Source organism: Amycolatopsis roodepoortensis (assembly GCF_014873915.1).
Taxonomy (GTDB): Bacteria; Actinomycetota; Actinomycetes; order Mycobacteriales; family Pseudonocardiaceae; genus Amycolatopsis; species Amycolatopsis roodepoortensis.
In genome coordinates this window covers 1,416,679-1,439,323 of the sequence record NZ_JADBEJ010000001.1, presented here as the reverse complement: position 1 = coordinate 1,439,323, position 22,645 = coordinate 1,416,679, and the positions used below count along the sequence as shown (strand labels likewise).

Annotated in this window: 20 protein-coding genes; 11 read left to right on the top strand and 9 right to left on the bottom strand. The window is 69.3% G+C overall.

Annotation, left to right across the window (positions count from 1 at the left end):
- Nucleotides 1-52 precede the first annotated feature (52 nt).
- The 3 genes from H4W30_RS06570 to H4W30_RS06560 form a co-directional block, all read right to left on the bottom strand.
- Nucleotides 53-1,117 carry a DUF4037 domain-containing protein gene (locus H4W30_RS06570; RefSeq protein ID WP_192741949.1) on the bottom strand — a complete coding sequence of 355 codons (1,065 nt, stop codon included), beginning with the start codon at nucleotides 1,115-1,117 and terminating at the stop codon, nucleotides 53-55.
- A gap of 60 nt (nucleotides 1,118-1,177) precedes the next feature.
- Nucleotides 1,178-2,035, bottom strand: coding sequence for an SAM-dependent methyltransferase (locus H4W30_RS06565; protein WP_192741948.1), 858 nt, complete (start codon nucleotides 2,033-2,035; stop codon nucleotides 1,178-1,180).
- Nucleotides 2,036-2,105: 70 nt separating this feature from the next.
- Nucleotides 2,106-3,869 (bottom strand): pectate lyase, encoded by a 1,764-nt coding sequence (locus tag H4W30_RS06560; RefSeq protein WP_192741947.1) that lies wholly within the window; start codon nucleotides 3,867-3,869, stop codon nucleotides 2,106-2,108.
- 323 nt (nucleotides 3,870-4,192) lie between these two features.
- On the opposite strand from H4W30_RS06560, the gene H4W30_RS06555 reads away from it, so the two are divergent.
- Nucleotides 4,193-5,101, top strand: a complete 909-nt coding sequence (locus tag H4W30_RS06555; RefSeq protein ID WP_318780545.1) for a pectate lyase family protein — start codon at nucleotides 4,193-4,195, stop codon at nucleotides 5,099-5,101.
- Nucleotides 5,102-5,759: 658 nt separating this feature from the next.
- Here H4W30_RS06555 and H4W30_RS06550 read toward each other — a convergent pair.
- Entirely contained in the window at nucleotides 5,760-6,371 is a 612-nt protein-coding gene (locus tag H4W30_RS06550; RefSeq protein ID WP_192741946.1) for a TetR/AcrR family transcriptional regulator, read from the bottom strand.
- Nucleotides 6,372-6,472: 101 nt separating this feature from the next.
- Here H4W30_RS06550 and H4W30_RS06545 point away from each other — a divergent pair, with 101 nt between their 5' ends.
- From H4W30_RS06545 to H4W30_RS06530, 4 genes are all read left to right on the top strand, one after another.
- A complete protein-coding gene (locus tag H4W30_RS06545; RefSeq protein ID WP_192741945.1) occupies nucleotides 6,473-7,327 on the top strand; it encodes an alpha/beta hydrolase in 855 nt (284 codons plus the stop codon).
- Nucleotides 7,328-7,383: 56 nt separating this feature from the next.
- Complete coding sequence (locus tag H4W30_RS06540) at nucleotides 7,384-8,265, top strand: LysR family transcriptional regulator (protein ID WP_192741944.1); 882 nt, start codon at nucleotides 7,384-7,386, stop codon at nucleotides 8,263-8,265.
- A 75-nt stretch (nucleotides 8,266-8,340) separates the two neighbouring features.
- On the top strand, nucleotides 8,341-9,234 hold the full coding sequence (locus tag H4W30_RS06535) for an alpha/beta hydrolase (protein WP_192741943.1): 894 nt from the start codon (nucleotides 8,341-8,343) through the stop codon (nucleotides 9,232-9,234).
- A complete protein-coding gene (locus tag H4W30_RS06530; protein ID WP_318780544.1) occupies nucleotides 9,231-10,274 on the top strand; it encodes a quercetin 2,3-dioxygenase in 1,044 nt (347 codons plus the stop codon). The genes H4W30_RS06535 and H4W30_RS06530 overlap by 4 nt, the downstream gene beginning before the upstream one ends.
- A gap of 53 nt (nucleotides 10,275-10,327) precedes the next feature.
- On the opposite strand, the gene H4W30_RS06525 is transcribed toward H4W30_RS06530, so the two are convergent.
- Both H4W30_RS06525 and H4W30_RS06520 read right to left on the bottom strand, forming a co-directional pair.
- Nucleotides 10,328-11,356, bottom strand: a complete 1,029-nt coding sequence (locus tag H4W30_RS06525; protein ID WP_192741942.1) for a 5'/3'-nucleotidase SurE — start codon at nucleotides 11,354-11,356, stop codon at nucleotides 10,328-10,330.
- 35 nt (nucleotides 11,357-11,391) lie between these two features.
- On the bottom strand, nucleotides 11,392-13,857 hold the full coding sequence (locus H4W30_RS06520; protein ID WP_318780543.1) for a beta-glucosidase H: 2,466 nt from the start codon (nucleotides 13,855-13,857) through the stop codon (nucleotides 11,392-11,394).
- Between the two features lie 134 nt (nucleotides 13,858-13,991).
- Between H4W30_RS06520 and H4W30_RS06515 the strand changes: the two genes are divergently transcribed.
- The 5 genes from H4W30_RS06515 to H4W30_RS06495 all read left to right on the top strand — a co-directional run bounded on the left by H4W30_RS06515 (nucleotide 13,992) and on the right by H4W30_RS06495 (nucleotide 18,069).
- Complete coding sequence (locus H4W30_RS06515; protein ID WP_318780542.1) at nucleotides 13,992-14,603, top strand: TetR/AcrR family transcriptional regulator; 612 nt, start codon at nucleotides 13,992-13,994, stop codon at nucleotides 14,601-14,603.
- Nucleotides 14,604-14,995: 392 nt separating this feature from the next.
- A complete protein-coding gene (locus H4W30_RS06510) occupies nucleotides 14,996-16,189 on the top strand; it encodes an MFS transporter (protein ID WP_192741941.1) in 1,194 nt (397 codons plus the stop codon).
- 16 nt (nucleotides 16,190-16,205) lie between these two features.
- Nucleotides 16,206-17,036 carry an alpha/beta fold hydrolase gene (locus H4W30_RS06505; protein WP_192741940.1) on the top strand — a complete coding sequence of 277 codons (831 nt, stop codon included), beginning with the start codon at nucleotides 16,206-16,208 and terminating at the stop codon, nucleotides 17,034-17,036.
- Nucleotides 17,037-17,094: 58 nt separating this feature from the next.
- A complete protein-coding gene (locus H4W30_RS06500; RefSeq protein ID WP_318780541.1) occupies nucleotides 17,095-17,772 on the top strand; it encodes a TetR/AcrR family transcriptional regulator in 678 nt (225 codons plus the stop codon).
- A gap of 102 nt (nucleotides 17,773-17,874) precedes the next feature.
- Complete coding sequence (locus H4W30_RS06495; RefSeq protein ID WP_192741939.1) at nucleotides 17,875-18,069, top strand: hypothetical protein; 195 nt, start codon at nucleotides 17,875-17,877, stop codon at nucleotides 18,067-18,069.
- On the opposite strand, the gene H4W30_RS06490 is transcribed toward H4W30_RS06495, so the two are convergent.
- Nucleotides 18,044-18,907: a helix-turn-helix transcriptional regulator gene (locus tag H4W30_RS06490; RefSeq protein WP_192741938.1), complete on the bottom strand. Its 864-nt coding sequence runs from the start codon at nucleotides 18,905-18,907 to the stop codon at nucleotides 18,044-18,046. The two genes, H4W30_RS06495 and H4W30_RS06490, sit on opposite strands and share 26 nt — an antisense overlap.
- Nucleotides 18,908-19,055: 148 nt before the next feature.
- Between H4W30_RS06490 and H4W30_RS06485 the strand changes: the two genes are divergently transcribed.
- Nucleotides 19,056-20,039 carry an SDR family oxidoreductase gene (locus H4W30_RS06485; RefSeq protein ID WP_192741937.1) on the top strand — a complete coding sequence of 328 codons (984 nt, stop codon included), beginning with the start codon at nucleotides 19,056-19,058 and terminating at the stop codon, nucleotides 20,037-20,039.
- Here H4W30_RS06485 and H4W30_RS06480 read toward each other — a convergent pair.
- Both H4W30_RS06480 and H4W30_RS06475 read right to left on the bottom strand, forming a co-directional pair.
- On the bottom strand, nucleotides 20,036-21,373 hold the full coding sequence (locus tag H4W30_RS06480; protein WP_192741936.1) for an MFS transporter: 1,338 nt from the start codon (nucleotides 21,371-21,373) through the stop codon (nucleotides 20,036-20,038). The two genes, H4W30_RS06485 and H4W30_RS06480, sit on opposite strands and share 4 nt — an antisense overlap.
- On the bottom strand, nucleotides 21,370-22,596 hold the full coding sequence (locus H4W30_RS06475) for a M20 metallopeptidase family protein (protein ID WP_192741935.1): 1,227 nt from the start codon (nucleotides 22,594-22,596) through the stop codon (nucleotides 21,370-21,372). The genes H4W30_RS06480 and H4W30_RS06475 overlap by 4 nt, the downstream gene beginning before the upstream one ends.
- Nucleotides 22,597-22,645 lie beyond the last annotated feature (49 nt).

The window sequence follows — 22,645 nt, the reverse complement described above, 5'->3', positions numbered from 1 at the left end:
CCGCCTCGGGAATCGGTGCCGGTGTCCTTACGCCGGATGCGTTTCTCGCCGGTCAGAGGCCGGGGCCCGCGATGTAGCGGCGGCGCAGCTCGGCGTACCCGCGGTCGGTCACTTCGGTGCTGTCGACGTACTGGTCGATCGCCCCGACCGGCGGCAGCGCCCTGACGGCCGGGTCACCGATCGTCGAGACGAGGGCGTCGGTGAACCGGTGCGCGCCCAGAACCCGGAACGGCCGGTCGTGGAAGTAGCGGACCGTCGTCTCCAGCGGCTCCGTGAGACCGAGATCGTTGTGCAGCCTCGCGGCGATCTCGTATGCGGGAGAAAGGTGCTGCTCCCGTTCCTGCCAGCTTCGTGCGGACAGTGCGCCGGACAGATGCGGAGTCAGCGCCTTGGCGCAGGGCAGTGCGCCGAACGCGGTGCCCAGCCACTTGCTGTAGGGCGGATACACCCGGTTCATCATCAGGCACAGCTTCATCAGGTCGCGGACCTGGCGCGCGGCGACCACGGCCGAGCCCAGGTCGTCGCCGACCTCGCCGCAGCGGCCGACGAAGGGCTCCTCCTGGGACAAGCGCATCCACTGACATGCCAGCACATAGCGCCACACGTCGTCCGGATACCAGGCGAGGTGTTGCCGGTAGCGCTCCAACAGGCCGATCCCGTCGTGGAAGACCGCGCCACCGGTCAGTTCACGCAGTACTTGGGTCGGGACCGTCAACCACGCCGAAATCGGCAGGCCGCCGTCCGGGTCGGCGCCGAGTTGCCCGGTGAAGAAACCCTGCAGATCCGTGATGTCCACCCAGTGCCGGGCCGGCGCGTCCGAGGGGAAGGCGAAGCGGACCGGGTAGCCGCGGAACTCGATCGGCAGCTCGCGATCGAGCAGGGCGTCCAGATCGTCGACGCGGGCATGGAAGTCTTCACCGCCAAGGAAAAGCTGCATCCGCGGGCCCCACGCATGGTCGGTGGAGCGCACCGTGTCGAAGCCCTGCACCTCCGAGCCCCACCCGATCAGCGCCGCCGAGTACGGCACCTCGTCCAGCGCCTTCGCCAAGATCGGCGCGACGACCTCGGTATAGAACAGGCGGGACAGCTCAAGGCCGGGAAGGAACGATCGCGTCACGTCCGCCACCCTGGCAGGGGTGACGAACGAGGGGCAATCGATATTCGACGGCGGCAGGCGCTAGGGTTTGCGGGCCACGATCCCGGCAATGCACTGCTCGACCTCGTTGAGCGGGGCGAGTTTCGGCCCGTCCGGCCACCAGAGATCGCACAGCTCCAGGCCTGGTTCCTTGCCAGGGCCGGAGGGCATGATCTCGAGACCCTCGACGAAGCTCGAAATCTCGCTTGCCGTGCGGAACCGGCCCGAGCCCATCGGGCTGTGCATGAACAGCTCTTCCATCTTCCGGGCGAGCTCGCTCAACCCGGGCTTCTCCGGATCGAAGAAGTGCGCGATGACGACGAACGAGCCGCTGGGCAGCGCGTCGATGTACTCGCGCATCAGGTCCGCGCCGTTGTCGGCGGTGTAGTGATGCAGGGTGCCCACCTGCAGCAAGGCCACCGGACGAGTGAAGTCGAGGTGCTCACGAACCGCCGCGTCGGCCAGGAGCCGCCCGGGCTGGAAAATGTCCTCGGCGACGAAGTGCGTGTTCGGGTTGTTCTCGAGGATGGCCCGGCCATGGGCGAGCACCACGGGATCGTTGTCGACGTACACCACCTGCGTCCCGGCGTTGACCCGCTGGGCGATCTGGTGGGTGTTCTCCGCCGTCGGCAGTCCCGAACCGCAGTCGAGAAATTGGGTGATCTTCCCCTGCTGGGCGAGGAACCGCACGGCCCGGGTCAGGAAATTGCGGTTGGACCACGCCAGATCCCGGACTTCGGGCGCCTTGGTCGCGACCTGCCGCAGGACCTCACGGTCGATCTCGTAGTTGTCCTTGCCGCCCAGCGCGGCGTCGTACACGCGCGCGATGCTCGCCCGGGTCGGGTCCACCCCGACCGGAACGGAACTCGGCGCGGTGTACCCGGACTCGTACGACGGCATTTCCACCCTCACAACCGAACGCCGGCAAAGATCGACCCCACTACGTTAGCGATTAACCTACTGTACGCGACTACCGGGCGGCGGCCCAGGAGATCAGCTTGCCCATGTTGGCCACGTAGGTGCCGGTGCTGATCACCGGCGGCCGCTCCTTCGGCCGGTACGGCGGCTCCTCGGGCGGGTTGAGCGGATCGTAGGGCGAGGTGTCGTACAGGTCGCCCACGTGCTTGCTCATATACGCCTTTCCGGCGTAAGGCGTGGCCGGTGAAGGACCGCGATACGGATTGGTGATCGCGTCGGCCGGGGTCAACCAGTAGTCGTTGCCGCCGAGCCCGTCGGCCAGCGCCTTCGCTTCCGCGTCCGACACGACCGGCAGCTGTGACGGCGCGCCGAGGAAGAGGTCGGTGAGCTGAGGCTCGCGCGGGGTGAAGTAGCGAGGGAGCGGGACCCGGACGCCGCTGAGCGGCGAGCGGGCCTTCAGATCGGCGACCTGCGCCGGGGTGAGCGCGCGCAGTTGCTCGTAGGTGGCACGCAGGGCGGCGGTGTCGATCACGCGGCCGCCGGAATAATGGCTCAGCGTCGCGCGGTGGTCGTTGTCGGTGTAGTAGGCGCCGTTGCGGACGTTCGAGCCGAAGCGGTGGACGAACCGCGCCCGGTTGGTCTCCAGATCCACGAAGGTGGGATGGGTTCGCCCGGCCAGCAACGGGTTCTCGGCGTGCTGCCGCGCGGTGAGCGGGCAGCTGTCCAGCCAGGCGATGGCTTCGGGAACACGGTCGAGGAACCCTCGATCGCCCGTCAGCCGGAAGTAGTGGAACAGCTGCTGCACATTGGTCTGTGTGGTGTGCGTGGCCAGGGCGCGGGGTTCGTAGGATCGCGCACCCGCCGGAGCCCCCGCCGGCCTGCCGCCCGACGCCCTGGCGAGGTGCTGCAACGCCCAGCCCGCCTGCGGTCCTGGCTGCTGCAGGCGGCACAGGCAGTCCATCGCGCGCCGGATCGGCTCGGCGAGCCCCGGCTTGTCCAAAGTGGACATGCACATCAGCAGGAACTTGATGTTCTCGCCGAGGACGTCGTCGTTGAAGGTGACGTGGCCGGTGTAGTCACCGTCCTCCATGCCGTGGCGGATGTCGGTGGGTAGCCACGGCGGCAGTACCTCGGGCCAAGGCGTGTCCTTCACGGCGCCCGCGAACCGGGGGAAACGCTGCGGCCAGCCGCCATCGGCGACCCCTCCGCGGATCTGCGCCTTCACCACGAAGCGCAGGGCGCGATCGAGGGCCGCGCCGAAGCGGTGATCGCCGCGTTCCAGGTAGAGGCGCAACATGAACTGAGCCGCGGAGGACGTGCCCCCGTCGTCGAAAGTCGCGTTGCCGTAATAGTGCTGGAACTCCTCCAGCCGCCAGCCGTTCGCGCCGACGGTGTCGTACCACCGGCGCAGCGACTTCGTACCCGCGAAATCGTGCACGTAGTTCCAGCCGCCGACCGGCAACTGGGCGTCCGCCAAGGCGAGACCGGTGCGCGAAGCGGCGCGGTAGAAGGATTCGTCGCCGGTGGCGTGGTACGCGTCGAGCAGGCTGTGCCCGATCGACGGCGTTCCCGGTGGCTGCACCCAGCACATGGTGCGGTTGGCGGCCATCTCACCCCAGGTCTGGGACCGGTCGGGCAAGTAGCTCCAGACATAGGCGCCGCGATAGGAGAGCTGTTCGTCGAAGAACGCCGCGGCACGGCGCATGGCCTCCGGAATTCCCGGCACGGCGGCCTGAACGGCCTGGTTTCCACCCGCGAGGACGGCCACCGGCACAGCGGTGGCGAGGAGTCCGAAACTGCGGCGCGTGAGGTTCATGATCACATCTCGATTCACGTATCTGAACGCCATCCACACTTGTAAACGCATCGTGATAGCTGGGAGCGCTCCCGTCAAGCCCGGGTCGTCCACCTGGAGCAATATCGGTGAATCGCGGTGCGGCTGGCCTCACGATTCATCAGCGTGAACCGGGAATCGGCGATCGAGGGTTGACGTGACGCCGGTTCGTTGGTCTCCTGTTCTCGGCACTTCGCCATCGGATCCGAATAAATCCTTTTAGGACATTCCGTTTTCATCGACCGCAAGGAGGCGGCGTGATGAATTTGCGTCCTTCTCGATTTCTTTCGATTCTGACTTTGACCGTGATCACTTCGACGGCCGTGGTGACCACCGGCGCCAATGCGGAACTGTCCGCGCAGGCGGCACCGATCGGCTGGGCGAGCCAGAACGGCGGCACCCAAGGCGGCGGTGGCGCGACGCCGATCACCGTGACCTCGGCGTCCGCGCTGAGTTCGGCGATCAGCGGAACCTCGGCGGCGGTGGTGCGGGTCTCCGGCACCATTTCCTGCTCCGGCATGCTCAAGGTCGGGTCCAACAAATCCATTCTGGGCAACGCGGGCGCGACGATCGACGGTTGCGGCCTGACCTTGAGCGGATCCAAGAACGTGGTGATCCGGAATCTGTCCTTCCGGGACTGGGACGACGACGCGATCAACATCGAAAAGGCGTCGACCAACGTGGTCGTCGACCACAACACGTTCACCAACGGATACGACGGCGCCGTCGACATCAAGCGCGCTTCGGACTACATCACGGTGTCCTGGAACCGCGTGCACGGCCACGGAAAATCGATGCTGCTCGGGCACAGCGACGACAACGGGAGCCAAGACACCGGTAAGTTGCGGGTGACCTATCACCACAATTACTTCGACGGCTCGGGAACACGGCATCCGCGGGTGCGATTCGCCAATCCGGTGCACGTGTTCAACAACTACTACCGGGACAACGAATACGGTGTCGCGTCCACCTGCAACGCGGGCGTACTGGTCGAGAACAACCATTTCGACAACGTCGACGAACCGACACTGGTCGGCTACGCGGGCTCGCCGGCAGGCACCCTGGTGCAGCGCGGGAACCTCTTCACCGGATCCGGTTCACCGGAGGCGAGCGGCTCGGTGGCCAAGATTCCGTACTCCTACAGCCTCGAGCCCGCGAGCGCGGTGAAGGGCAGTGTGACCGCCGGAGCGGGAGCGGGCAAGATCCTGCCCTGACCGGCAGCCGCCCCGGAGCCCGCGCCGGGGCGGCGTTCCGGCGGGTCAGGAGCGTTCCGATCACCCTTCACGATCCTGCAGGGAGGCCCGCATTCGAGACAGAGCCCGCAAAACATCGTCGCGGTTCTTCGCCGACTTGATCCAGGCGGGAAGGCGGCTGGCCAGACTGCCGTTGCGGTTCGGAACCTGCTCGCGTATTCCGGCCGCGACATACCGTTCCAAGTAATCCAGGTGTGCTTCGTGGTACGCCCAAAGAGTCTCCCCTTTGCACGGGGCCTGTAACCACAACTCAAAACCGCGATACCGGGGCGCCACCGGAACAGACGGGGAGCACACCGCCGACACCGGAAGAGCGGTCTCGGCCCGGCAGTGGCGGCAAAGCACGCTGAGAGCGCGCGGCCGGGCGCGCCGCCATCGCTGCAGCCGTTGCGCCATCGGCCGCCCACAGTTCCCACAGCGGCCGTTGGCGAAGAACTCCAGGCGGTCGCCTGCGGCGCCACCGCGTCCGTCCACAGCGGCATATCCGCATCCCGTGCAACTCACCCTCGTGTCGGTGGCCACCGCCCGGCCGGCACATCGCGGGCAGCGCACCAGCACCCTGCCCGGACGCAGATAGAACATCGGCTCATCGCGATCAGCAAACCGGTCGGACATTCCGTCACTCTGACATACCCAGGCGTCCAGGGGGCGTCCGCGGAACGGATTCGCCCTTCCTCATGCGCAGGATCAAAGCGACCGCGTCCCGCGAGTGACCTTGCGGAGCCAGGACCTCCTGAAGGAGCAGGCCACGAATCGCGGCGATGGTGACGGTGGCCGTGGTCAACGCTTCCTCGGTGTCGAGTCCTTCGCGTTCCGCGAGTGAGGCCAGCATCTTGGTCAGGTCGTCGAGCGAATCGATGAACTCACGGAAGTCCCCCGGGCTGTAGGCGGCCAGCCCGACGACGTGAAAGAAGCCGCGCACTCGCGACAGTTGCTCCGGGCGGGTGTAGGCCCGCCAGATCGCCACGACGAAGTCGTCGAAGGTGCCCTGCCGGGCGGCCTCGAAAAGCGCCTCGTTGTCACGAGATCGCTGCTCCTTGAGCATCGCCGCCAAGACGCCCGGGAGTGACCCGAAGTGGTATCGCAGCAGGGCGTGGCTGGTCTCGGCCCGGGCGGCGATCTCGCGGAGCGACACCTCCGGCGAGGGAAGCGCCTCGCCGAAGGCGTCGAGAAGCCGAGCCAGGAGGCGCTCGCGTGCGTCGCCCTTGCGTTCCGCGCTTGACAAGATCACTCCCGCAGTTTATCCATTGGAAAAGAAGAGCCGACAGTACCGTGCCGCGCGTCACACGTGATCAGGCAGTCGGCGTCAGCGCTGAATGTGAAGGGCCTTCGATGAGCACCATGTGGCAGGGCTGCCTTGCCGGCACCGACTACTTCGAGCTGCGTTCGAGCGGAGGGCACGACTACGGCGTCTGGGTCACCACTCCCCCGGGCTACGACCCCGGCACGACACGAGCGCCTGCCGTGTACGTGCTCGACGGCAACTGGGCCGTGGGCCAGACGGCTCCGCTCATCGTCACCCAGGCGGACCCCATGCAGCGGATCCAGTCCTACATCCAGGTCAGCGTCGGCTACGCGGGTGAAGACGCGCAGCACTGGGATCGGCTGCGCAACAGGGACCTCGTGCCACCCGGCGAGCCCATCGCCAAGGAGCTCGTCGACGCCGTGGAAATGGGGGTTCGAATGGGCGCGAGGACCCGGGAGGAATCCGACGCCTACCTCGCCGAACTGCGCGACACCCACGCCGACGCGTTCCTGGACTTCCTCACCACGGAACTGCATCCGCGGATCGAACGCGACTACGGCACCGCCACGAGCGGTCACGGCCTTTTCGGCTACTCCTACGGCGGCCTGTTCAGCCTCTACGCCTGGCTCACCGGCTGCACTCTCTTCGAGAGCATCGGTGCGGGCAGTCCCGGCGTCGCCAGTGAAGACAGTCAGGTCTTCGCCCAGCTCCAAGAGCTGGGCGAGCAGCCCGCCAGACTCCACGTGACCCTCAACGAGCAAGAGTTGCTCGGCGACCTGGCCATCTACCAGAGCCTCACGAAGAACACGGCGGCTCTCCTGCATCGCCTCACCGCACGCGGCGAAGCCGTCACCAGCGCGGTCCTTCGCGAAACGCACGTGACCGGCCTGCAGGCTTCGTTCCTCAGCTACCTCAGGACCTGCCGTGCACCGAGTGGATGACCTTGCCCGCTCTACGATCACCATCGGGAGGACCGCCTGCTGACCGGCGGACAGCCATGGACCTCACGATTCATCACCTCCGGTGCTTCCTCGCCGTGGCGGAGGAGCGTCATTTCGGCCGCGCCGCCGCCCGGCTGCACCTGAGCTCGTCCGCGGTGAGCGAGCAGATCGCCGCGCTCGAACGACGGCTGGCCCGCACGTTGTTCCAGCGCACCTCCCGCAGCGTCGAGCCGACCGAACACGGCCGGGAGCTGGAGCCTCGGGCACGGGAGGCCGTCGCGGCCATGGACGAGGTCCTGGCCTGGGCACGGAAGACGGCCGACGAGCCGGGCGTCCGGGTCGGCCTGATGGTCTCCAGCCCGAGGTTCCGCCGGACCATGGCGGCGGTCGCGGACGAACTGCCGCAGGTCCGGTGGCAGATCCGGCAGCTCGGTTTCCTCGGCTGTCACGACGCGCTCGCCGGTGGCGAGGTGGACTGTGCGTTCGTCGCCGAACTCGGCCGGAATCCGTCGCCCGCGTTCGAATCGGTGCCGTTGTGGGAGGAACGGTGCGTGCTGGTGGTACCCGACCGGCATCCGCTCGCCGGGCGGGAATCGGTACGGCTGGCCGATCTGGACGGCGAGACCTTCGTGTCCGTCGAGGACGAGACGGCCGCGCGACACTGGTCTTCGCCGCTCACCGAGGCCGGCATCAACCCCGAATTGCTGCCGATCGCCAGGAACTTCGAAGAGGTGCTCGAACTGTGCGGCGCCGGGCAAGGCGTCAACGTCGCCGGGGAATCCGCGCCCGAAACCTACGCGCGGCCGGGCCTGGCGTTCGTGCCCATCGAGGACTCCCCGCCGGCCACGACGTACCTGTACCTGCGCCGGGAACGCCACTCCGGCGCGCTGGAGCGTCTCGCCCGGATCGCCGTCGGACTCGGCGACGCGCCAGGCTGATCATCCGGATCCGCCGAACGATCGTGCGGACGATCGCGCTGGTATGTCGTGGCGCGGCCGACGAAGCTTGCGGACATGTCCGAAACGATCCGCGTGGACGCCGACGTCGTCTTCGCCCGGCGGGACAGCGGAGACCTGCTGCTCGACCTCCACCGCCCGGTCACCGGCGGCACGGTCCCGGTGGTGGTATGGCTGCACGGCGGCGGCTGGTTCGCCGGTGACCGGACGCTGGCGCCGGACCTCGCAAGGCACGCCGTGGCCACCGGCTGCGCGATGGCGAGTATCGAATACCGGCTCTCGTCGCAGGCGTTGTTCCCCGCCCAGTTGCACGACGTGCGCGCCGCCGTCCGGTTTCTGAACGCGCGCGCGGGGCACTACGGTCTGCGCCCCGGGGCCGTCGGGCTCTGGGGCGCGTCGGCCGGTGGTCATCTGGCCGCGCTCGCCGGGCTCACCGGGCACCTCGCCGAGGTACCGGGTGAGCGGGAAAGCGGTGCCGTGCCGGTAAAAGCGGTGGCGGTGTCCTATCCCCCGGTCGATCTCGACGAGGTCGTCGCCGACGCGGAGGCGGCCCGCCCTGGGCTCGACGCGGAGTCCACTCCGGAGGCACGGCTGCTCGGCGGGCATCCCGCGCGGCTGCCGGAGCAGGCCCGGCTGGCGAGCCCCCTCACCTGGATCAGCCCCGGCGCACCGCCGTTCCAGCTCTCCCACGGCACCGCCGACGTGCTGGTGTCCCACCGGCAAAGCGAACGCCTGCACGCCGCGCTCGTGGCCGCCGGTGTGCCGAGTGAGCTGCACCTCCTCGACGGCTACCGGCACGGTTTCCTCAATCCACCCGGCCGCCTCGACGTCGCACTCGGCCGGGTGATGGACGACGGCAGGCTGGCGGCGGACGGCGAACAGGCCGCGTTCGGCTTCTCCGACATCCACGACTTCTTCCGAAAGCACCTCATGACAGGAGAAACCCGGTGACCACTCCCGATCCGGAGACCATGCACGGGGTCGCGCCCGTGGTCGGTGCCCTACCCGGCGAGCCGGTCCCCTACTACCTGGCGAGCGGCGAGGGCCTGCGGTTCGAGACCGGCGGTCTGTTGTGGACGGTCATCGCCCGGACACGCGACACCGGCGGCCTTTTCGACGCGGCGTTCGTACTCGGCCCACGGGGAGCGGAAATCCCGTTCCACAGCTTCACCGAGCACCAGCGTTCCTTCTACGTCTTCGAGGGCAGCGCTCAGTTCTGGCTGCCGGGCGAGAGCCGCGTGCTGGTTCCCGGTGACTCCGTGCACGTCCCGCCGGGAACCCCGGTGGCCTGCCGCATGCTGAGCCATTTGACGAAGGTGCTGCAGTACTCCGCCCCCGGCGGTGCCTTGGACGGGCTGCCCGAGGCGGCGAACGTCGAGCGGCACCTCTACGCCGCGGGCGCCGCGGTCACCGGCGAAGCGCCGCCGAAGGCGACGCGGCACGACCTTCCCCTGGTGGCCCCGAGCGCCGAATGGGACGACACCCTCCCTGAGGGAACCGAGGGCTATTTCCTGCGCTCCCGCACCGGAGAGCGGCGGGGCTGGCCGGACGCGGTGAACTCGTTCCTGGCCCGCGGCCGCAACACCGGCGGCCGCTACTTCGCGGTCAGCACCCTCGCCGCGCCGCAGCCGTACGTCATCCGGCATTTCCACCGGCGGCACACCGAGAACTTCCTCTGCCTCTCCGGCCGGATCTGGCTGTGGGTCAACGGCGAAGAGATCCTGCTGACCCCCGGCGACTTCCTGCACGCGCCGGCCGGGGCCGTGCACAGCTTCGCCGTCACGGCGCACAACACCCAGCTGCTCGGACTGCTCACCTCCGACATCTTCGAGCCGTTCTTCGACGTGACCGGGGTGCCGACCGACGACCACGTGCACACCGAAGGACTCATCGACCCGTCGGTGGTCGTCGGCGGCATCCGGGCGAACCCGGACCTGGACGTCGTGGTGGTCGGCGGGCCCCCGGACCGGATCCGTGCCACCGGGCTGTGATCGACGGCGGCGCTGGCCGGCCACCACGCATCGGTGACCGGGCAGCTCCCCCCTCAGCCGGGCAGCCGTCCGCCGGCGACGGCCGCCCGGACCCGGTCGGCGTCCCGGCCCGGCAGGGTCCGGTCCGCCGTGATCGGGGTGATCGACACCTCGCCGCGGCGGATGGCCTCGGTGTCCGAATCGCGTTTGGTCTCGGGCGGGCAGTACCGGTCCGCTGGGCAGAGACCGAGACCCAGGGTGAAGGTGTCGGCGTCCACCGGGGTGAAGGTGGCCACGCCGAGCGGGCCGGTGCCCATGCTGGTCCAGGACACCCGGCTCGCCTTGCCTCGCGCCGCGTCGGGGTGGTTCACGTTCAGTGCGAACCGCGGGGACAGCAGGTCGCGTTGCCGCAGCTGGGTCAGGAGGCGGGCACCGAACTCGGCCGCGGCCTCGTAGGTCTTCCGGCCGACCACCAGCCCGTCCCCGACCATCCCGCTGAACGCCACCGCCGGGACCTCGCTGTCGAGCGCGGCGATCGCGGCGCCCACGGTGCCCGAGTCGTTGATCGCCGAGCTGACGTTCGGCCCCGAGTTGATCCCGGTCACCACGACGTCGGGTGCTTCGCGCCAGCCCGCCAGATGACCGAGCCCACCGCGCAGCGCGAACTTCACCGTGTCGGCCGGGGTGGCCGAAGACGAGGCCGGCGTGCACGGCGAAGCTCCCCGGCACAGGCCGAACACCGCGCCCGCACTGGGCGCTCCCCCACAGTCCTGCTGGTATCCGGCGGGCATCGCGGTGCGCCGCTGCGCGGAGACCGTGCCACCGGTGGTCACCGCTCCGCTCGCACCGCTCATGTACCCCCACGGCGCGACCACGACCACGTCGGCCCCCGCGGCGCAGAGACGTTTCCGCAAGTCGTACAGGCCGATGCCGTCGGCGCCGTCCGGCCGCGCGGCCTGCATCGAATCGTCGTTGCTGAGCAGGACGCGCATCCCGGCCAGCGGCGCCGCGGGCGCGCCCACCGCACCCGAGGCGCCGGTGAGCACCACGGTGGCGGTGGCCGCCAGCAGGGCACCGGCCTTGAGGACCGAACGTGTTTCCATGGAAGTTTCCCTTCGGATGACGGACAGGCTCACGATCAGGGAGTCACAGTGCGGACGAGCCTTCCGTCCGCCACCGATCGTCCGATGTGGAGCTCGAACTCGCCGGCTTCGACAGCCCATTCGCCGTCCCAGTGCGCGAAGACCCGCCGGGGAAGGGTGATCTCCACCGTGGCCCGCGCCCCGGCGGCGCATTTCACGGTCGCGAAACCGGCGAGCCACCGGTGCGGCCGGTCCACCGCGCTGTCCGGGCGGGAGGCGTACACCTGGACGACCTCGCGGCCGTCGCGGATGCCGGAGTTGTGCACGGTCACCATGACCCGCCCGTCACCGTCCACAGTGTCCGGTCCGACGACGCGGGCGTCCTCATAGGACCATTCGGTGTAGCCGAGTCCGTGCCCGAACCAGTAGGCCGGTTCGGCGTCGCCCCGCTGCCAGGCGCGGTAGCCGATGAAGACACCCTCGTCGTAGCTGAGCTTCCCGTCCCGAGGGCGCACCTGGGTGACCGGCGCGTCGTCCAGGCGGACAGGCCAGGTGGTGGGCAGCCTGCCACCGGGTTCGGTGTCGCCGAGCAGCACGTCGGCGAGCGCGGAACCGCCCTCCTGTCCGGGGAACCAGCTCAGCATCACCGCGGCGACCTCGTCGCGCCACGGCATCTCCACCGGGGAGCCGGCGTTGACCACCACGATCGTGCGCGGGTTGACCGCGGCCACCCTCTGCACCAGTTCGTCCTGGCGGCCCGGCAGCCGCAGGTCGGCGCGGTCGAATCCTTCGCTCTCCACGCGCTCGGTGGTCGCCACGACCACGATCGCGGCGTCGGACACCGACGCGGCGGCCACCGCCTCCTCGATCAGCTCGTCGGCGTCGAGCTGAGGCTCGCGGTGCACCAGCGCGCAACTGATGCTCGCGACCGGCGCCCCCGTCAGGTCGGGAACGGTGTAGATCAGGCCGACCTCGACGGTCTTTCCCGCGACGAGCTCCGCCTTGGCCCGTTCGGCCGGAGCGGCGAAGAACGCCTCGAAGGGGTCGAGGCCGTCGGCGACCGCGACACCGTCGAAGAGCACCGTGCCGTCGACGGACAGGGTGAACGCGCCGAGCCCCTTGGTACCGAACGAATGCAGCCCGGACTCGCGCGGGGTGAACCTGCCGGTGATCTCGACCGAATGCAGGCGGTCGAGCGTGACCCCGTCGGGCAGGTCGGTACCGAACCACTGCACCATGCCGTGCGGCAGCGTGTCCTCACCCAGCACCGTTCCCTCGGCGTCCCGGCACACCGCGCGGAGCTCGAAACCGTTCCCCGCGACGCTGAGCTCGTCGGTCGGGTCGGCGCCGATACGGTAGGTCAAGGCCCCCTCCGGCAGCGCTGCCCGCAGACCCTCCAGCGGGGACACCACATGCTCCGGGAACACCTGGACCGAGCCGCCGCCCAGCACCCGGGCGTCCCGCGCGGCCGCGCCGATCAGGGCGACGGTGCCGTGGCGGGCGGCGTCCAGCGGGAGCACCTCGTCCCGATTACGCAGGAGCACGAACGCCCGTCCGGCGAGTTCCCTCGCCATCGCCACGCCGTCGAGCGGGGCGGGCAGCTCGTCCGCCGCCACCGCCGGAGCGACCCGGTCCCAGACGCCGGTCCGCGCGGCCAGGCGCAGCACCCGGCGGACCGCTTCATCCACTGTGGACTCTTCCACCTCACCGGCGCGGACGGCCGCGGCCAACGCTTCGCCGTAGACCGTGTGCGGGCCGGGCATCGCGACGTCGAGCCCGCCGTCGATGGCGCCCGTGGTGGACCGGGTGGCGAACCAGTCGGAGACGATGGCGCCGTCGAAGCCCCACTCTCCCCGCAGGACCCCGTTCTGCAGTTCGTCGTGCTCGGTCATCGTCGGACCGTTCACCGAGTTGTAGGCCGCCATCACGCCCCACGGCTTCGCACCGGCGACGATCATCTCGAACGGCGTCAGGTACAGCTCGCGGAGTGTGCGCTCGTCGACGAGGTTGTCGACGGTGAACCGGTCGGTCTCGGCGTCGTTGGCGACGAAGTGCTTGACGGTGGTTCCGACGCCGCCTTCCTGCACGCCGCGCACGTACCCTGTCCCGATCGCGCCGGTGAGGAACGGGTCTTCGGAATAGCACTCGAAATGCCTGCCGCCCAAGGGCGAACGGTGCAGGTTGACCGTCGGCGCCAGCAGCACGTGCACGCCCTTGCGGCGTGCTTCCTGCGCCAGCAGACGGCCTGCCCGGCGGATGAGTCCGGGATCCCAGGTGGCCGCCATCGCGGTGGGACTCGGCAAGGCGATCGAAGGATCGGCCGCGGTCCATCGAACCCCGCGGACCCCGATCGGGCCGTCGGACATCACCAGCGACCGCAGGCCGATCTCCGGCAGCGCGGGCAGGGACCACATGCCCTGGCCCGCCACCAGTTTCGCCTTGACGTCGAGGCCGAGGGCGGGCAAGGCGACGTCGATCGCCGCCTCGATCTCGGCCCCGTGATCGGCGTGGTGACTGTTCACTGCGACTCCCTCTGTAGTGATCCGGCGGCCGGTCCGACAGCACGTCCGTGCCGGCCATGGTCGCCCACAGACTTGATGGTCGGTAGGTTTCGTTTCCGTTCCGTTATGCACGGGCCACCGGTTACCCTTGTCCTGTGCGCGCGACAGACGAGGCCGGGCACGCCGACGCGGCCCGCCCAGGGCGGCGACGCGCGGACCGGCGCAACGAGATCCTCCGGGCGGCCATGGCCGTCATCGCCGAACGCGGCTACCGCGGCGCCTCCCTGGCCGCCGTCGCCGAACGCGTCGGCATCACCCAGCAGGGCCTCCTGCACTACTTCCCCACCAAGGAGGACCTGCTCGTCGCCCTGCTCGAGGCGCGCGACGAATGGGACACCGCCGGCACCACCGAGCAGGCGACGGGCCCATGGCCACTGGACCTGCTGGCCACCCTCGTGGAATACAACGCGAGCAGGCCAGGCGTGGTCCAGACGTTCTCCGCCCTGCTCGGCGAGAGCGTCACGGGCGACCACCCGGCACGCGAGTTCTTCACTCGCCGCTACGCCACGATCCGCGCCTCGCTGACCGAGACCCTGCGCCGGGAATTCGGCGACCGCCTGCCGGGGAACCTCACCCCGGAAGCAGTGGCGCCCCTGGTGATCGCGGTAATGGACGGCATGCAGTTCCAGTGGCTCCTGGACGCCGACGAGGCCGACATGACCGCCTCGTTCAACGCGCTGATCCAGTTGCTGCGCCAGGCCACCTGAGCCGGCCGGACGCTTTCCGACCCCGACAGAGGCTGAAGGCCGGTCTTGACCGGGGTTGCGAAAGCCACTTTCGCAACGTTGAAGGTTACGAAAGTGGCTTTCGCAACGTCGATGGCCGGGCCCGCCACAGTTCTGGCGACACACCCAGAGCGCAGACCGAGGTAGGAACCGATGTCACACACGTGACCCTAATAGGTCACGAACGTATATACAGACCGACTAAGCGGTCGGTTGCCGTGATCTGATGCGCCGCATTCGCCGTGGCAGTGGTGCCCGGCATTCGCGTTCAGGAGGCGGCCATGGCCCCCACACTGCCTGACCCAGCACCGCACACCCCGACCGTCGCGCCGGACGATGTCCCCGGTCCCCGCCCAGGTCCAGGGCGCGGGCGCGTGCTCATCGGGTCGCTCTTGATCGGCAACTTCTCCCTCTTCCTCGCCTATTCGGGCCTGCTGGGCATCCTGCTGCCGAACCAGGTCGCCGAGGTCAACCCCGCGGGAAAGGTCGGCAGCCTCGGCCTGGTGGTCAGCGTGTCGGCGTTCGCCACGCTGTTCGTGCAGCCCATCGTCGGCGCACTGTCCGACCGCACGCGCAGCCGCTTCGGCCGCCGCACCCCGTGGATGATGCTCGGCGCGCTGTTCGGCGCGGTGTTCCTGGTGACGCTTCCCGTGGCGGGCTCGGTCGCACTGCTTGCCGTGCTGTGGCTCCTCGTGCAGGTCTCGCTCAATATCGTCCAGGGCCCGATGACAGCGATCCTGGCCGACCGGCTGCCGGCCGGGCAGCGTGGCACGGCGTCCGCCTTCGTCGGTGTCGGCAGTATGGTCGGCGCCACCGCGGGCGTGCTGCTGGCCGCCCGGTTCGCCACCGACCTCGGGATCGGTTACAGCGTCTTCGCCGCCGTCGTGCTCGTCGTCATCCTGCTGTTCGTGCTCGTCAACCGCGACACCTCCAGCGAGGGACGGCCACGTGCGGCCTGGTCGTGGTCGGCGTTCCTGAAGGGCTTCTGGGTCAGCCCGCGCCGACACCCCGACTTCGCCTGGGCCTTCGTCGCCCGGATGCTGTTCGTGCTCGGCTATTGGGCCGTCTACAACTTCCAGCTCTACATCCTGGTCGACCACGTGGGTATTCCGCTGGAGCGCGCGAACGCCGTCACCGGGCAACTGTCCTTGGTGATGCTCGTCGGCACGGTGCTCTCCAGCTTCGTCACCGGCCCGTGGTCGGACCGCGTCGGCCGCCGCAAGCCGTTCGTGATCGCCGCTTCGGTGATCATCGCCGTCGGCCTGGCGTTTCCTCTGTTCAGCCCGACCATCGGAGGCATGCTCGCCTTCGCGGCGATCTCCGGCTTCGGGTTCGGCACCTACATGACCCTCGACGTCGCGCTGATGACCCAGGTGCTGCCGAGCGACGACGACGCGGCCAAGGACCTCGGACTGCTCAACGTCGCCACCAACTTCCCGCAGGCGGTGGCGCCGACCTTCTCCGCCTTCCTCATCACCCTCGCCGGGTACCACGTCCTGTTCGCCGTCGCCGGATTGCTCGTGCTCATCGGCGCCGCCGCGTTCCTGCCCATCCGATCCGTCCGCTGACCCCGAGGAGCGACCGTTGTATTCCCTTCCCTCCCATGCCCGCGCACTCACCGTGCCCACCACGGCGGGCAGGCTGTCCGCCGTCCGGGCCACGCCCGACGGCGGCGCGGCCAAAGGCGTCGCCGTGCTCGTCCCCGGCTTCACCGGGTCCAAAGAGGACTTCGTCCCGATGCTGCGCGGGCTGACCGATTCCGGTTACGACGTCCTGACCTACAGCCAGCAAGGACAATGGCTGTCCGAAGGCCCGGACGACGCCGACGACTACACCGTGGAGGCCTTCGCCACCGGGCTGCTGGAGGTCCTCGACGCCACCGTGCCGGGCGAGCGGGTCCACCTGGCGGGGCACAGCTTCGGCGGTCTGGTCACCCGCGCGGCGGTGATCCGGGAGCCGGACCGCTTCCGCAGTTACACCATCCTGTGCTCGGGCCCCGGCGGCTCCACCGTCACCGGTCCGGCCGGACCGACGCTGCAAGACGCCATCGCCGCCGAAGGTTCCGCCGGGGCCTGGCGATTCCTCGAACCGTTCTTCGCCGCCGGGGCCCCGGAACCGGTCGTGACGTATCTGCGGACCCGGATCCACGAGACCAACCCGGCCAATCTGCTCGGCATCGCCCGCGCCATCGCCGACGAACCGGACCGGGTGGCGGAACTGCGGGCGACCGGGGTCCCGATCATGGTGGCCCACGGAGAAAACGACGCGGCGTGGCCGCCGGAGGCGCAACGCGAGATGGCGGCCCGCCTCGGCGCCCGATACGAGGTCATCGCCGGTACCGGCCACACACCGAACGAGGAGAAGCCGGACGTCACGGCGCGCCTCTTCGCGGAATTCTGGGCACAAGCGGGCTAGAACGGAGAACACCGGCCTGGTTCGCGCCCGGCCGGGCATGGCGGACTACCCTGCGCTCGTGACCCCGTCGGGCGCGCGAGCGCAGGACCGCCAGGAGCAGCACTTCATGTCCCTCCCCGCCGAGAGGCCGACCACGCGCGGGGAAGCGGCCGGCGCGGCGTCGCGGGCGGCCGTCGTACGAGTGGCCACCGAACTGTTCTCCGCCACCGGATACCGCGGCACCTCGATCGCCACCGTCGCGCGTACCGCCGGGCTTTCCCAGTCCGGGCTGCTGCACCATTTTCCGAGCAAGACCGCCCTCTTGACGGCGGTGCTCGAAGCGCGCGACGCGGAGGACACCCGCTTCCTCCGGCAGGACGGTGACCGGATGCCCCTGGGCTGGGCGGCGTTCGCGGCGCTCGAGGCGCTGGTCGCCCGCAACACCACGCGACCGGAACTGGTGGGGTTGTTCGTCCGCGTGACCGCCGAGGCCACCGATCCGCGGCACCCCGCGCACGAGTGGACGCGATCGCACTACACCACGGTGACCCGGTGGCTGACCGAAGCGATCCACAGTGGACAGAACGCCGGAGAGATCCGGGCGGACGCCCCGGTGGCCACGCTGGTGCGCACGACGATCGCCGTACTGGACGGCCTGCAGCAGCAGTGGATGCTCGACCCCGGCACGGTCTCGATGACCGTGGAGTTCGGCGCCTTCGTCGACGCCGTGAAGCACCGGTGGGCGACCCGGCGGTAGCGTGTGCGCCAGACGAGCTGAAGGAAAGATCGGCGCGTGACTCGACGGCTGGCAGCGAGAGATCGTCCCGGAGTCAAAGGCGTACTCGGTCCTGTCTGTCTCGTGCTCGCCTTGCTCGCCTGGGTGCTCCCCTACGGAGAGGTGGCCTCGGTGCTGGCCTTGGCCGCCGGAGCGACGTCGGCGTTCACCGACCGCCAATATCGGCTGGACGGCCTTGTCGTCGCGGGTGTCTGTATCGCCGCACTCCAATTGTTCTTCGCACTGCTCCTGTTCACGATGGATCTGGCCGGCCACTGAGCTCACGCGTCCGGGGTCCGATAACGGCGAGAAGCTGGAGTTTCTCGTGGCTTTCGCTGCCGGGGACGGCGGTGTAGACGAGGAGCATGTGGGACTGGTCGGGATCGAGCAGCGTCTGACAGGTCAGTTCCAGCGCGCCGACCTCGGGGTGCACGAACCGTTTGACGCCGTTGTAGTGGACGCCGATCTCGTGGTCGTTCCAAGCGGTGCGGAATTCCTCGCTGCGGTCCAGCAGGAGATCCAAGAGGTGTGCCGCCCGTGAACCGGGTCCGCGGAGGGTGACCATCTTGCGGAGCCCCGCGGTGAAGACGCGCGTGTGCAAAGGATGGTCGTCGGGGTGGTAGAGCGACCGGGTGGCCTCGTCGGTGAACCACCGGTAGCCGATGCTGCGGGACGGGCCGGTGTACCGGGTGGTATCGCCGGTGAGGGCGACACCGAGCGGGGTCTGCCGGAGCGTTTCGCCGAGCTCGGTGACGATCTCGGCGGGCGTGTCGGTGAGCCGGTCGAAGGTGCGGAGCAGGCCCGGGCTGATGTGTTCGCTGGTCGTGCCCCGCGCGGGCGGGTTGTGCCCGGCGAGCCGGAAAAGGTGGTCTCGTTCGTCGAGCGACAGGTGAAGGCCCTGCGCGATCGAGGCGATCATCTGCTCGGACGGGTGAGGTCCACGCTCCCGCTCCAGCCTGCTGTAGTAGTCGGTGGAAATGTGACAGAGCGTGGCGACCTCTTCGCGGCGCAGACCGGCGGTTCTGCGCCGTTGCCCGCGCGGGAGCCCGACGTCTTCGGGCTGGAGCGACTCGCGGCGACGGCGCAGGAACCCGGCGAGCCCGGCTCGATCGATCACGGCGGCTTCCTCTCTGGTTCCGGTGCCGGTTCAGTCTGCCTCCGCCGCCGGAGGTTTGCCTGGGATCGACAGGCCGTGGCTAGCGCCGTCGATCCGGCGCAGCCTGGAAAGGAACACATCGACGCCCCAGGAGAATCAGGAGCAGCACATGGCACGCACCCGACCGGACATCACCGTTCCCGATCTGTCCGGGAAGCTCGCCGTCGTCACCGGCGCCAGCGACGGGGTCGGATTGGGACTGACGGCCCGCCTCGCCGCCGCCGGCGCCGAAGTCGTCATGCCCGTCCGCAATCGCCGCAAGGGCGAAGCGGCCATCGCGAAGATCGAGCAGCAGCACCCGGGAGCGAAGGTCTCCCTCCGGGACCTCGACCTCTCGTCGCTGGACTCGGTCGCCGCGCTGGGCGCCACGCTGTGTGAGGAGAATCGGCCGATCCACCTCCTCGTCAACAACGCCGGCGTGATGACGCCGCCGGACCGGCAAACCACCACCGAAGGATTCGAGCTGCAATTCGGCAGTAACCATCTGGGGCATTTCGCTCTCGTCGCCCACCTGCTGCCCTTGCTGCGCGCGGGACGCGCGCGGGTGACCTCGCAGATCAGCGTCGCCGCGAACCAGCACTCCATCAACTGGGACGACCTGAACTGGGAACGGTCCTACAACGGCCGCCACGCGTACAGCCAGTCCAAGATCGCCTTCGGCCTGTTCGGCCTCGAACTCGACCGGCGCAGCCAGGCCGGGGGCTGGGGAATCACCAGTAACCTCGCCCACCCCGGTGTCGCCGCCACCAACCTCCTCGCCGCGCGCCCCGAGGTCGGCCGGACACGGGACACCGTCGGTGTGCGCGTCATCCGCGCCCTCGCCGGCCGCGGCATCCTCCTCGGGACGGTCGAGACGGCACTACTCCCCGCCCTGATGGCCGTGACCTCGCCCGAGGCACACGGCGCCCGTCTGTACGGCCCCAGCGGACTCGGGCACCTGGCGGGCGCTCCCGCCGAGCAGACCGTCTACTCGCGACTCCGCGGCAAGGACGACGCCACACGGATCTGGCGGATCTCCGAGGAACTCACCGGCACCGCCTTCCCCGCCGACGAGGACGCCCATCACGACCCGGGATCGAGGCGCCGGTCCTAGACGGCGGTCTTGGACCCGGCCTCCGCTTTCGCCTTCTCGTGCAGGTCGACGCCGCGGGTCTCCGGGAGGGTGAAGACGACCAAGGCGCTGATGACCATGAGCACCATGCCGTAGACGACGAACAGCGACGGGTAACCGTTCTTGGCGAGGAGCGTCTGCAGGTACGGCGCGGTTCCACCGAAGGCCGCGACCGCGATCGAGTACGGCACACCCACGCCGATGGTGCGGATGCGGGTCGGGAAGATCTCCGCGTAGACCGCCGGGCCGATGGAGGAGAACCCGGCCATGAAGACCAGCGCGATCGACATCGCCACGAACAGCTGCCAGGCCTGGTCGCCGACCATCGCGTTCAGCGGGAAGCTCAGCACCAGGAGGCCGACGATCGCGATGAACAGGACCGGCTTCCTGCCGATGCGATCGGACAGCCTTCCCCACAGCGGCAGGGCGATCAGGAAGATCACGTTCGCGAACACGCCCGCCCACAGCGCACCGGTCGGGTCGACGCCCCGCACGGTGATCGCGTACGACGGCGCGGCGACGGCCCACATGTAGTAGATGACCGTGGCGCCGACGGTCAGCCCGACGACCTGCACGAGCAGTTTCGGGTGCTGCTTGATCGTCTGCCAGATCCGGCCCTTCTCGGCCTTCTTCCCGGCGGCGTCGTCCTTGGCGTTTTCCGCGAGGAACACGCCGGTCTCCCGCATGCGCATCCGCATGTAGAGCGAGTAGAGCCCGAAGACGCCACCGAGCACGAACGGGATCCGCCAGCCGAACGAGAGCATCTGATCGTGGCTCAGCACACCGGACAGGACCGCGCCCAGCAGTGTGCCGGCGAGCACGCCGCAGGTGCCGGAGAAGTAGATCAGGCTCGACCACAGCCCGCGTCGGGCGGCCGGGGCGACCTCGGCGATGTAGGTCTGCGCCGAAGGCAGCTCACCGCCGTGCGCGAGACCTTGCCCCAGCCGTGCGACCACGAGGATCACCGACGCCCACACGCCGATCTGGCCGTAGGTGGGGGAAAGACCGATGACGAGGCTGCCACCGGCGGCGATCGCGACCGTCAGCGTCATCGCCAGCTGACGGCCCTTGCGGTCGGCGATCCAACCGAAGACCAAGCCGCCGAGTGGCCGGGCGGCGAAGCCGACCGCGAAGACCGCCAAGGTGCTCAGCAGCGCCGAAACCTCGTCTTGCGCGTTGAAGAACTGCGCGGCGAAGAAGGACGCGAACGTCGCGTAGATGTTCCAGTCGAACCATTCCATCGCGTTGCCCGCGCCGAGCCCGAACAGGGTGCGGCGGCGGTCCGGGATGGTGGCCGTGCCCGCGGTCGCGCTCATCGGGTGGCTCCTTCGGCGAAGCGGTCGAGACGGCGGACGGCGAGTTCGGCGTAGACGGTCGCGGCCCTCGACAGCACGGACGGATCGAAGTCGGCGTACGGACTGTGGTTGTTGGGCGCGGTGTCCGGCTCGAGCCCGGGCATCAGCGCACCGAGACCGAGGAACGTGCCCGGCACCTCGGCCAGCACGCGGGAGAAGTCCTCGGAACCGGCCACCGGATTGGGCAGCTCGGTGTAGTACTGCTCGCCGATCGTCTCGCGGACGACCTCGGCGCCGAACGCGGTCTCGTCGACGTCGGTGACGGTGACCGGGTACTCGCTCTCGAACACGACGTCGGCGGTGACCGCGTGCGCTCGTGCGACGCCGTCGATCGTCTCGCGGATCGCCGTGTCGAGCAGCGCGCCGGCGGCGTCCGAGAAACAGCGGACGGTGGCCTCGAATTCGGCGGTGGCGGGGATGACGTTGCGTTTGGTGCCGCCGCGGATGACGCCGACGGTGAGCACGGCCGGGTCGAAGATGTCGAACCGCCGGGTGACCATCGTCTGCAGCGCGGTGATCATCGCCGCGGTCGCGGTGATCGGATCCTTGGCGCGGTGCGGCATCGACCCGTGGCCGCCCTCACCGTGCACGGTGACGAGCAGCCGGTACGACGCGGACATCAACGTGCCCGGACGGCTGGCGAATTGGCCGCTGGGCAGCATCGACGAGAAGACGTGCAGCCCGTAGGCCGCGTCGGCGCGCCTGCCCGCGGCGTCGAGCACGCCTTCCCGGAGCATCACGCCGGCGCCGTCCCAACCCTCCTCGCCGGGCTGGAACATCAGGACGACGTCACCGTTGATGCGGTCTCGGTGGGTGTGCAGCAGCCGGGCCGCGCCGACCAGCGACGTCGTGTGCAGATCATGACCGCAGGCGTGCATCGCGCCGTTCGTGGCGGCGAAGTCCAGCCCGGTCGCTTCGGCCACCGGGAGGGCGTCCATGTCCGCGCGCAGCAAGACCGTGCGCGGCCGGGCAGAATCCCGGGCCGTACCCTCGCCGCGCAGCACCGCGGTCACCGAGGTCGTGTCGGTCCCGGTGGAGACCTCCAGGCCGAGCCCGTCGAGTTCACGCAGAACCCGCTCCTGGGTGCGGGGCAGGTCGAGACCGATCTCGGGCTCGCGGTGCAGGTCGCTGCGGAGCCGGACCAGCTCGTCCTGCAGGCTTCGAGCGTCGTCGTGAAGGTCCACCGGTCGATCTCCTCTTCGTCGGACGTCGGCGTCTTGGTCGTCGAGTGTG

Coding starts and splice junctions, on each gene's coding strand:
- H4W30_RS06565 (WP_192741948.1), bottom strand. CDS start 2,035: ATGCCGTCGTACGAGTCCGGGTACACCGCGCCGAGTTCCGTTCCGGTC.
- H4W30_RS06560 (WP_192741947.1), bottom strand. CDS start 3,869: ATGAACCTCACGCGCCGCAGTTTCGGACTCCTCGCCACCGCTGTGCCG.
- H4W30_RS06545 (WP_192741945.1), top strand. CDS start 6,473: ATGAGCACCATGTGGCAGGGCTGCCTTGCCGGCACCGACTACTTCGAG.
- H4W30_RS06540 (WP_192741944.1), top strand. CDS start 7,384: ATGGACCTCACGATTCATCACCTCCGGTGCTTCCTCGCCGTGGCGGAG.
- H4W30_RS06535 (WP_192741943.1), top strand. CDS start 8,341: ATGTCCGAAACGATCCGCGTGGACGCCGACGTCGTCTTCGCCCGGCGG.
- H4W30_RS06525 (WP_192741942.1), bottom strand. CDS start 11,356: ATGGAAACACGTTCGGTCCTCAAGGCCGGTGCCCTGCTGGCGGCCACC.
- H4W30_RS06485 (WP_192741937.1), top strand. CDS start 19,056: ATGGCACGCACCCGACCGGACATCACCGTTCCCGATCTGTCCGGGAAG.
- H4W30_RS06480 (WP_192741936.1), bottom strand. CDS start 21,373: ATGAGCGCGACCGCGGGCACGGCCACCATCCCGGACCGCCGCCGCACC.